Raw genomic sequence first — 9,871 nt, 5'->3', positions numbered from 1 at the left:
GCAGTGCACTTAACTCTCCCAGAGTTCCAACTTGACATTAAGATGGCTAGTTGGAACTCATCTCTGATTATGAAATTATGGTTGCCTTAAATTGTTTGGTTAGGCCATTAGTATGTTTTGCGTTAGAATATAGCTATAACTCCTTTACACAGTTTATGCATGTCAAAGCAGGACCCTTATCTCTCTCGAGAACAAGAAAAATACGATAATCCAGTTCCAAGCCGTGAATTTATACTGGAAAAGATTAAAGCCAGTAGTAAAAAGACCAGCTTTAGCCAATTGTGCCAAGCACTTAATGTGTTTGAAGAAGAGCGCCAAGTTGCCTTTAAGCGCCGTCTTCGTGCTATGGAGCGCGATGGACAGCTGCATTTCAATAAATTCAAATGCTACGTTATCCCTTGTGATGATGGCCTGGTGAAAGGCAAGGTCATTGGTCATCGTGATGGGTTTGGCTTTTTGGAAGTCGACGGTGAGAAAAAGGATTGGTTCATTACCAAGCATCAAATGGATCGCGTATTACACGGAGATTGGGTATTAGCCAAGGCGGCAAGCCGCGGCTCTGGCGGTAAAGTTGAAGCGCGTATCGTCCGTGTACTGGAGTCTGAACGTGCCCCTATCATAGGGCGTTATTTTGTTGAGCACGGTATGGCGGTGGTTGTGCCTGAAGATCCGCGTTTAACTCAAGATATTGTCATTTTGCCAGGCGGTGAAAAAGGGGCTCGCCATAACCAAATGGTGCAGGTCGAAATTACGCAGCGCCCAAGCAAGCAAATGAATGCCGTTGGTAAAGTTACGGATGTCATTGGCGATCATATGGCGCCGGGCATGGAAATAGAAGTGGCATTACGCAACCATGATATTCCGCATGTGTGGCCTCAAGCCGTTGAAGAACAAGTCAGCAAACACGGTGAGTTTGTTGCCGAAAAAGACAAGCTAGGACGTATTGATTTGCGCAATCTACCATTATTGACCATTGATGGTGAAGATGCGCGAGATTTTGATGATGCCGTGCATTGTGAGCGCAAGCGTTCAGGTGGTTGGCGACTTTGGGTAGCCATTGCTGATGTCTCTCACTACGTTGAAAAAAATAGTCCGTTAGATAAAGAAGCGATTGAGCGCGGTAACTCAGTGTATTTCCCTGAGCAAGTAGTACCCATGCTACCTAAGGTATTATCTAACGGCTTATGTTCACTGAATCCAAAAGTAGACAGACTATGTATGGTCGCTGAGATGACAGTTTCAGAGGCTGGAAAATTGTCTGGATACCGTTTTTACGAAGCCGTGATGAATTCCCATGCGCGTCTTACGTATACAAAGGTACATGCGATTTTACAAGGTGATGAAAAACTGCGTGAAGAGTATGCAGATGTCACTGAGCATCTAACTGAACTACATAATATGTATATGGCGCTGAAGTCGGCGCGTCAAACTCGTGGTGCGATTGAGTTTGAAACGCTGGAAACGCGTTTTGTATTTAATGCATATCGTAAGATCGAATCAATTGTGCCTGTGGTTCGAAACGATGCACATAAACTGATCGAAGAGTGCATGATCTTGGCCAATGTCTCTGCGGCGAGGCTACTTGAAAAACACGACGCGAGTAGTTTGTTCCGTGTTCACGATGAGCCAGATCCTGAAAAATTGAGTCACTTTAGACAGTTTTTAAATGATTTGGGCATAGAGAGCCCGATAGGTCATGAGCCGACCCCACTTGAGCTGACCGAAGCACTTGCATCATTGGGTCAGCGTCCTGAAACTGAGCTGATCCAAACCATGTTACTTCGTTCCATGAAGCAAGCGGTGTATCAACCAGACAACATCGGCCACTACGGATTGGCATTGAAAGCGTATGCGCATTTTACTTCACCGATCAGACGTTATCCTGACTTGGTGGTGCACCGTGCAATCAAAGGAATCATAGCGGCGCAGGGACAAACCGTATCTGGTGCTTATGTATACGATGCTGATGAGGCTGATCAGTTAGGTGAGCAGTGCTCCATGACTGAACGTCGCGCTGATGATGCAACACGTGAAGTAGCAGATTGGCTCAAATGTGAGTTTATGCAAGACCATGTTGGCAGTGAGTTCTCAGGGGTGATTTCGTCAGTCACGAACTTTGGTTTATTTGTTCGCCTTGATGAATTGCAAATTGACGGCATGATCCATGTGAGCAATTTAGGCCATGAGTATTTCCATTTTGACGGTGCAAAGCACTGTTTAGTGGGAGAGCATAGCAAAACGGTTTATCGTTTAGGTGACAAGCTAAGCGTGGTTGTGGCATCAGTGAGCTTGGATGAGCGACGCATCAATTTGGTGCTGGCAGATGAAGCTGAACCAGATCGCTACGCGCGACGTCGTAAAAAGTCAAAGCCGAGTTCAGATGCTGCTAAAAGTAGCGTTCGTGCCCAGCTGAAGGCAGGCAAGATCCCAAATGGTAAGTCAGATAAGCAAGATGACTCGTCAGAAAAAAGCGCTAAAAAAGCCAAAAAGCGCAAAAAAACAACCCCGAAAGGGGTGTTGAAAAAAGGCAAAAAAGCGGGCGCATCAGGAAATAAAAAAACCGCTAAAAAGAGTACAGGAAAAAAAGCCACCAAGGCAAAAAGGCCGGGTAAAAATGCCCGCAAGAGACAAAAAAATAGTGCTGGAGCATAGTTTTGAGTAATGAATTAATTTTTGGCTTTCACTCTATTGAAGCCATTTTAGCCAAAGAGCCAGAGCGCTTTTTGGAGATTTACGCACTAAAAGGGCGCGATGATAAGCGCTTGAGTGCCGTGGTTAATGAAGCACGTAAATTTGGTATCTCGGTGCAGTTTATGCAGCGAAAAGCGCTAGATAACAAGGCGAAAGGCGAGCAACACCAAGGCATTATTGCCAATGTTAAAGCGCCGCGTACATTGAATGAAAATGACCTGCAAGGGATCATCGATGCTAACGCCGCGCCATTTTTCTTGGTACTAGATGGTGTGACTGATCCGCACAACTTAGGTGCTTGCTTACGCAGTGCTGATGCGGCAGGTGTACACGCGGTGATTGTACCAAAAGATAAGTCTGCGAAACTCAATGGTACGGCGCGTAAAGTAGCGTGTGGTGCCGCGGAGACTGTACCGCTTATTCAGGTGACTAACCTAGCCAGAACACTTCGTGACATTAAAGAAGCGGGTGTTTGGGTAGTAGGTACAGCTGGTGAAACTGACAGTGAGGTTTTCACTTCAGATTTAAAAGGCCCAATCGCGATTGTGATGGGCGCTGAGGGCGATGGTATGCGTCGCCTAACCAGAGAGCACTGTGATTTATTGGTAAAAATCCCGATGGTTGGCACAGTGTCTAGCTTGAATGTGTCGGTTGCGACCGGTGTTTGCTTGTTTGAAGTACTGCGCCAACGCAGTTTGTAAGCATTACTTGGAGGGGCTACTTCACCAGTAGCGCCTCTAATTCTGATAAATGACTGACTTGATAAGTTGGCGTTATATCCTCTGGGCAGGTTTGTCCATCATGCTGTAACCAGCAACTATCAATACCGAATCGATTAGCACCTAAAATGTCACTCTTGGGTGTATCTCCCACCATCAAAACCCGCTCTTTGCTTGGTTTACCTAACAGCGCTAATGTGTGCTCAAAGACTTGAGGATCCGGTTTAGCGACGCCCACTTGCTCAGAAATCACCACATGATCAAAAAAGTGTTTAAACCCTGTTTTATGTAAGCGCTTTTCTTGTAGCGCAGTAAATCCATTGGTGATGATATTCAATGAAACAGCAGGGTTGAGCGCTGACAGCAGTGACTGTGCGCCCGGCAAAGGGGTGCATATATCTGCCATGGCGTTTAAAAAGCCTAGGTTCAAAGACTCTGGCGAAACAGATAACTTGGAAGCCCATGCATTGAAGCGCGTCACTTGCAGTGTTTGTGCATCAATTTTTCCATCTTGATACTGCACCCAAAGCGGCGCATTGAGGGTTTGATATTCATCGTAGTCTTGTCGATCGAACGTGACACCATGTTGTTTGAATAAGGTTTGCAGACCAAGAAAAGCATCAAAATGAAATAGCGTTTCATCGGCATCAAAAATGATATGTGAGTACTTCATGAACGATATAACTCTGAATGAATAAACGGTGCCATGGCTAACGTGAGTGCTTGTGTATATGAACTTTCTCTTGTGGCAAGGTTATTCGTAAGCAGGCCTATCGCGCCACCTTTTTGTTTTATATTGGTGGTGTTGAATACGCGATCCATAACATGTCCAAGCTCTTCACCTTGCTCTAAAGCTGAATATATTTTGTCGGGAAGGGGGAGGTTGCAGCTTCTGCTGATACTGGTTTGTTGCTTATCTGCAATGACGACAAATGCAAATGTGGCTGCGCCATAGTCAAATCTAGCAGCACCGCCTTCCATCGCGCAGTAATAATCCGCATCATACTGCTCTTTAAGATAATCAACTCGATTTTGAGCGCCTAAACGCGTATCTAACTCGCCAAGCGGTTGGTCTGGCACACCACTAGGTGCATGGTGCCCTTCGCAAATAATTTCTGCTTCTGGAAAGTATTGCTGAAAAATTGTTTTTGCGGCGTTAATTTTGACTGGATTTTTAGAACCTACGAGTATTTTGAGCATCATTTATTTCATATCCCTCAATTTTGAGTGGTTAGTTTACTGAGGGAAAGTGAAATAAGGCAAATTTAAATATTGAGCTCTGTGGGGGCTAAATTTTCATAGGCACGTTTTTTGATGAGCAAATCTTTAATAAGTGGTGTTAACACCAATTCCATCGCCAAACCCATCTTACCACCAGGGACAACCAAGGTATTGACCCGTGACATGAAGCTGCCTTCAATCATTTGCAAGTAATAAGGGAAGTTCACATCTTCAATACCGCGAAAGCGGATCACCACAAAGCTTTCATCTAGCGAAGGAATGTCTTTCGCGCTGAAGGGATTAGATGTATCGACTGTTGGTACGCGCTGGAAATTAATGTGTGTGCGAGAAAATTGCGGGGTTATATGATTGATATAATCATCCATACTTCGCACGATAGAAGTCATTACTGCTTCTCGTGAGTGGCCACGCTCATGTGTGTCTCTAATAAGCTTTTGGATCCATTCAAGGTTAATGATAGGCACCATGCCAATAAGCAAATCAACATGTTTAGCAACGTTATGTTCTTCAGTGACTACACCACCATGCAAGCCCTCATAAAACAGCATATCGGTATTGTTTTCTAAATCTTGATAGGGTGTAAATGTACCAGGTAACTGGTTATAAGGAACTGCATCATCGAATGTATGTAAGTACTTACGTATTCTTCCGTTTCCTGTCTTTCCATAACTGGCAAATAATTCTTCAAGGGCTGCAAAATCATTGGCTTGTTGGCCAAAGTAACTTAGATGCTTGCCTTCTTGTAAGGCTTCACGTTTGAGTTTATCCATTTCAGGGCGCGTGTAGCGATGAAAGCTATCTCCTTCAACGAGTGCCGCTTTGGCGTCGAGACTGCGGAAAATATGTTTAATTGCATTGGTTGTGGTGGTAGTTCCAGCGCCTGAGCTGCCTGTGATAGCAATGATTGGATGTTGTTGTGACATGATAACCTCAATAAAAACGGAATCTAATCGCGGCCTAACTTATGAACAGCGTGCTAGCCGAGTTATGTTGCGCACCAATCGCGCTTCTGCATTAAGTCATGTGAAGCACAACAAAACCGCTGTTATCATCACTGGAACTTTAATTTGATGTTACTGAAAGACGAAAATTTCGCAAGCGCTTTGCGAGCATAGGTAATTTTTTATATAACGTGGATGTATTTAAATATGAGATTTTATTGGTTTTTGAAGTGTGTACTGGGTAAGATCAAAAATAAAAAGGAATCACAATGTATAAAGCCCTAATCAATTCTCTGGTGGTATGTAGCTTTATCATCATTACACATGCACAGGCTGCAATGCCCAAAAGCCAAATATGGTTGGCACAAGATAGCGAGAGAGGGTTTTCTGTGCAGCCTCTGACAGATAAAGATGCCTATCATAATCAGCCACTGATAACAGAAGTTGGGGTTTACTATACAAAAGAAGTCAAAGCACAGGAGCAATCTCAAACAGATTTGTTCTTATACCGCTTCGATAATAAATCGCATACCAATTTGACTAATACGCCTGAATCTGAGTATTCCCCGACAATTTTTCCACATAAAAAAGGCATCTCAACCATAGTGGTAGAGCAGTCTGGGGAGCAGAGATTGTGGTTTTACCCAGAGGATAAATCACAATTGCCATCACGTATTTTTGAGCATATTAAACCTGTTGGTTACCATGCTTGGGGTAAAAATGAAGATGTTATTCTGTTCATTTTAGGCGAGCCACATTCGCTACAATTTACAAATTTATCAGGACATTTGCCTAAGGTTGTAGCAAACGATATTGGACGTAGTCTAGCTTATAACTCTGCGAGAGGTATCTATAGTTTCACATATTTGGTAGATGGCGAGCAGTGGTTTGCAACTTACTCAAGTTCTACTGGCAGTGTAAAAAAGCAGTTCAGATTACCTAAAAGTGTCCGTGACTATACGTGGTTTGATGAGAGTACTTTAGCGTATGCAATTGATAATAAAGTTTTTATGAGAAATATAGATGCGCCTAAGTCAGTTAAGTTATGGCGTAATTTACAAGATTATTGTGATACTGAGATCACCAGATTAAGCTATTATGAAGGGGCTTTGGCTTTTGTTTGTGAGCGATAATCGCTATATACTTCTAGTTTGGTGGTATAGCCTGTGTATATGATTTATTTTTAGGTAGGAAAAACATGGTAGTTTTAGTTACAGGTGGTGCGGGATATATTGGCTCGCATACTGTTGTTGAGTTGCTTAATCAAGGCGATGAAGTTGTTGTAGTAGATAATCTAGCGAATTCATCTGCACTGGCACTAAGTCGAGTTAAGGAAATTACTGGCAAAGAGGTCACCTTTTATAGGGGAAGTGTCTTAGACCGTGACTTTTTAGATTCTGTATTTTCAAAACATAGTATTGACCAAGTCATCCATTTCGCGGGTTTAAAAGCTGTGGGCGAGTCAGTCCAAAAGCCGATTGAGTATTATCAAACTAATGTACAAGGCACTTTAACTTTGCTGGATGCTATGAGGCATGCAAATGTGTTTAAACTGGTGTTTAGCTCATCTGCTACTGTGTATGGTGATCCTCAAAGCCTCCCTATTCGAGAAGATTTCCCTGTTGGTGGTACCACCAATCCATATGGTACTTCAAAGCTTATGGCAGAAATGGTTTTGCAAGATGTTGCTAAATCGGATGAGCGGTGGGCGTTTGCTATATTGCGCTATTTTAACCCTGTTGGCGCACATGATTCGGGCTTAATTGGTGAAGACCCAAATGGTATTCCTAATAATTTATTGCCTTATATTGCACAAGTTGCTGTAGGGAAATTAGAGAAATTAGGAGTTTTTGGTAATGACTATGAAACCCATGATGGAACTGGAGTGCGAGACTACATTCACGTTGTTGACCTTGCGGTAGGCCATTTAAAGTCTCTGCAAAAATTAGATAAGAATCATGGTGTACATATTTATAATTTAGGTACAGGTAACGGTTATTCTGTACTGGATATGGTTAAGGCATTTGAATCTGCTTCTAGTGTTCCAATACCTTACGATATTAAGCCGCGCCGTGCTGGAGATATCTCAGCTTGTTATGCTGCGCCGGAAAAAGCGCAACAAGAGCTTGGATGGGTAGCTCAAAAAGGCCTAAGTGATATGATGAGCGACTCTTGGAACTGGCAAAAAAATAACCCTGAGGGATATGTTGATTAATTTGAAGTAATTGCTGGTCAACCCCTTTTGCAATGTCATTGGTCAAATAAGAACTTACTTTCAATAATACTAGGCCCTCAAAACTCGAAAATACTTACGAGGGCTAATATTTGACTTAAAAAAAATTGGTTGTTACATTGTTTTTAATTAAATTATTCATTTAAAGGAGTCAAGAAGTGAAGCTTAGTAAAAAAGAGCTAAAACAGTTATCAGTTGATGATATAAAAGTTATTGCAGGTGGAACTTCAGTTAGTAAGGCGCCGCCTCAGCAAATGGCGAGAATGGTACCTTTACAGCAAGGGTAATCTTCACAGCAAGGGTAATCTTCACAGCAAGGGTAATGCTTTACAGCAAGGATGATAACATTTTGGAGAAAGGTATAGGCGAATATGAATGAAATTCTTGCTTATGTTGACTGGATATTTAGAGCATTGTTTTCATTGGTAGTTCTTTTCTTAATGGTAATTTTCTGGGAAAGAAAGTTCAGCCTATTTTTCGGTGGTAAAAGTAGTTTAAAAACTAAAGCCGATCATACACTCCACTCTTGCTTCCTTACTGCACTTTGCACTGTGGTATTTTTTATCATAGGCAACATACTTTCCGATCACATAATAACTTTACCTATGGAAAAGATTGCACTGCGTCGATTTTTTTACTTTTTAGGTATGGTTAATTTAACTTTTTTCTTTGTCTCTTTATTTTTACTTCATGCCATCAGACAGTGTGGGTTTTCGAGTATCGCAAGGTCTGTATCCTATCTAATGTTCATTGAACTAACTTTGTACTTGATTCAACTGGTAGTTCGTGGGTACTTAGATATTAGCTACAGCTTACTGAATTCATTTGTTGCTGCATCTTTTTTCATATGTAATATCAGTGCTTTTATTATATTAATAAGTTATCCAACTAAATTACTTCTAGATAAAAAGCATTTTGGCCTAGGTAATAGGTAAATATTTTAATGTCTTGGTGTACATGTATTTGTGATTCACCTTAGTTAGTAAAGTCCTTATTAAAGCAGCATTACTACAATGCTATATTTTCTCAGTTTTCAAGCTATGGGGATATTATATGAAAATTTATGGTGGTTTTATTTTTCTACAGAAATGGAAGATGATTTCTCTTCTTATGTTCATTTTAGTAAGAGTTTTTCATATGTAGACACTACAATGAAGAGCCTCATGTGTTAACTGCTAAGCGAAGTTTAATCGGAGAAAGTTGTATTGCCCTTTGTAGTGAACCTCCAAAAGCATTAGATTTATCATTACTTCCGCTTTTACTTTACCGCCAATATTTGTATCCGTTGAAAATACTGTGCTCCAGCGGCTTATGTCGTCACTATAAAGCATGTGCTTTCCTTTCTTCTTATTAATGCTTTTTACTGAAGTTTTTGGATTCACGGTGTATAATTTTGCCCTTGTTTTTTACAAAGACGACAGCGCGATGCGATATGTCTCCGTTTGCTTTCAGTCGTTTTTCTATTGAATATGACGCCATGTTTATTCCCTAAGTTATTGATTCGTCCAACTCATATATGGGGGACTATTGGGGAACTGTGTATCGAATTTGGGGTAATTCAAGGCGATTCGGCATTTCGCCGCTTCTCCGTTGCACCTATGCTGAATTAGAACGCTTGTTTTTAGTTGATTAGAGTCTATCTTTGCTAATTCGCAATCAATCAACACTAGAATTACTTAGCGCTTTGTCCTACCTGTTTTCCCCCACAGTTCATTGCTTTTTGTATACATGTCTAAAAGAACACCTAGGGGAACAGTTTTGCTCTTTCCCTTCAAAAGCTCTTCTTCTAACTCTTCAACACGTTGCCGACCCCATTTATCGGCTATGCTCATTTTGCTGAATGTTTTACTTTCATTGTGTATAATCTTGCCATTAAACTTTGCTCTAACTCGACAATTGTATCGAGTTTCACCGCTTGTAGTCTTGCGTTTTTCTATTGCGTAAAATGCCATTCGAAGCTTTCCTTAAAGGGTACCCGTCCTACTTTTTGGGGGTACCTATGGGGCACCTTACATCGAAAAATAGGCTAAAACAAGCGCAAATCA

10 protein-coding genes are annotated in these 9,871 nt (G+C 41.6%); 6 read left to right on the top strand and 4 right to left on the bottom strand.

The window, feature by feature from the left end; translation table 11 throughout:
- Positions 1-159: 159 nt before the first annotated feature.
- On the top strand, positions 160-2,652 hold the full coding sequence (gene rnr, locus AC2CZC_RS04895; RefSeq protein ID WP_484584021.1) for a ribonuclease R: 2,493 nt from the start codon (positions 160-162) through the stop codon (positions 2,650-2,652).
- Between the two features lie 2 nt (positions 2,653-2,654).
- Entirely contained in the window at positions 2,655-3,392 is a 738-nt protein-coding gene (rlmB, locus tag AC2CZC_RS04890) for a 23S rRNA (guanosine(2251)-2'-O)-methyltransferase RlmB (RefSeq protein ID WP_063370014.1), read from the top strand.
- Positions 3,393-3,408: 16 nt separating this feature from the next.
- On the opposite strand, the gene yjjG is transcribed toward rlmB, so the two are convergent.
- The 3 genes from yjjG to AC2CZC_RS04875 all read right to left on the bottom strand — a co-directional run bounded on the left by yjjG (position 3,409) and on the right by AC2CZC_RS04875 (position 5,575).
- Positions 3,409-4,083 (bottom strand): pyrimidine 5'-nucleotidase, encoded by a 675-nt coding sequence (gene yjjG, locus AC2CZC_RS04885; protein ID WP_484584020.1) that lies wholly within the window; start codon positions 4,081-4,083, stop codon positions 3,409-3,411.
- Entirely contained in the window at positions 4,080-4,613 is a 534-nt protein-coding gene (yjjX, locus tag AC2CZC_RS04880; RefSeq protein ID WP_063361317.1) for an inosine/xanthosine triphosphatase, read from the bottom strand. The genes yjjG and yjjX overlap by 4 nt, the downstream gene beginning before the upstream one ends.
- A gap of 62 nt (positions 4,614-4,675) precedes the next feature.
- Positions 4,676-5,575 carry a phosphoribulokinase gene (locus tag AC2CZC_RS04875; RefSeq protein WP_063361318.1) on the bottom strand — a complete coding sequence of 300 codons (900 nt, stop codon included), beginning with the start codon at positions 5,573-5,575 and terminating at the stop codon, positions 4,676-4,678.
- Positions 5,576-5,862: 287 nt separating this feature from the next.
- Here AC2CZC_RS04875 and AC2CZC_RS04870 point away from each other — a divergent pair, with 287 nt between their 5' ends.
- The 4 genes from AC2CZC_RS04870 (at position 5,863) to AC2CZC_RS04855 (ending at position 8,761) form a co-directional block, all read left to right on the top strand.
- Positions 5,863-6,726: a hypothetical protein gene (locus tag AC2CZC_RS04870; protein ID WP_484584019.1), complete on the top strand. Its 864-nt coding sequence runs from the start codon at positions 5,863-5,865 to the stop codon at positions 6,724-6,726.
- Between the two features lie 65 nt (positions 6,727-6,791).
- Positions 6,792-7,808, top strand: a complete 1,017-nt coding sequence (gene galE / locus AC2CZC_RS04865) for a UDP-glucose 4-epimerase GalE (protein WP_484584018.1) — start codon at positions 6,792-6,794, stop codon at positions 7,806-7,808.
- 176 nt (positions 7,809-7,984) lie between these two features.
- Positions 7,985-8,113 (top strand): hypothetical protein, encoded by a 129-nt coding sequence (locus AC2CZC_RS04860; protein WP_484584017.1) that lies wholly within the window; start codon positions 7,985-7,987, stop codon positions 8,111-8,113.
- An 84-nt stretch (positions 8,114-8,197) separates the two neighbouring features.
- Complete coding sequence (locus AC2CZC_RS04855) at positions 8,198-8,761, top strand: hypothetical protein (RefSeq protein WP_484584016.1); 564 nt, start codon at positions 8,198-8,200, stop codon at positions 8,759-8,761.
- A gap of 741 nt (positions 8,762-9,502) precedes the next feature.
- Here the strand turns inward: AC2CZC_RS04855 and AC2CZC_RS04850 are convergent.
- Positions 9,503-9,778 (bottom strand): hypothetical protein, encoded by a 276-nt coding sequence (locus tag AC2CZC_RS04850; protein ID WP_484584015.1) that lies wholly within the window; start codon positions 9,776-9,778, stop codon positions 9,503-9,505.
- Positions 9,779-9,871: the final 93 nt, after the last annotated feature.

The organism is Pseudoalteromonas sp. MMG033, assembly GCF_057197785.1.
The sequence above is the reverse complement of the archived record's forward strand: the minus strand, read 5'-3'. Positions and strand labels throughout refer to the sequence as shown.

What these genes read in the sequence shown, in the direction of transcription:
- yjjX (WP_063361317.1), bottom strand. Translation starts at nt 4,613, where the DNA reads ATGATGCTCAAAATACTCGTAGGTTCTAAAAATCCAGTCAAAATTAAC.
- AC2CZC_RS04870 (WP_484584019.1), top strand. Translation starts at nt 5,863, where the DNA reads ATGTATAAAGCCCTAATCAATTCTCTGGTGGTATGTAGCTTTATCATC.
- yjjG (WP_484584020.1), bottom strand. Translation starts at nt 4,083, where the DNA reads ATGAAGTACTCACATATCATTTTTGATGCCGATGAAACGCTATTTCAT.
- AC2CZC_RS04855 (WP_484584016.1), top strand. Translation starts at nt 8,198, where the DNA reads ATGAATGAAATTCTTGCTTATGTTGACTGGATATTTAGAGCATTGTTT.
- AC2CZC_RS04850 (WP_484584015.1), bottom strand. Translation starts at nt 9,778, where the DNA reads ATGGCATTTTACGCAATAGAAAAACGCAAGACTACAAGCGGTGAAACT.
- rnr (WP_484584021.1), top strand. Translation starts at nt 160, where the DNA reads ATGTCAAAGCAGGACCCTTATCTCTCTCGAGAACAAGAAAAATACGAT.
- AC2CZC_RS04875 (WP_063361318.1), bottom strand. Translation starts at nt 5,575, where the DNA reads ATGTCACAACAACATCCAATCATTGCTATCACAGGCAGCTCAGGCGCT.
- galE (WP_484584018.1), top strand. Translation starts at nt 6,792, where the DNA reads ATGGTAGTTTTAGTTACAGGTGGTGCGGGATATATTGGCTCGCATACT.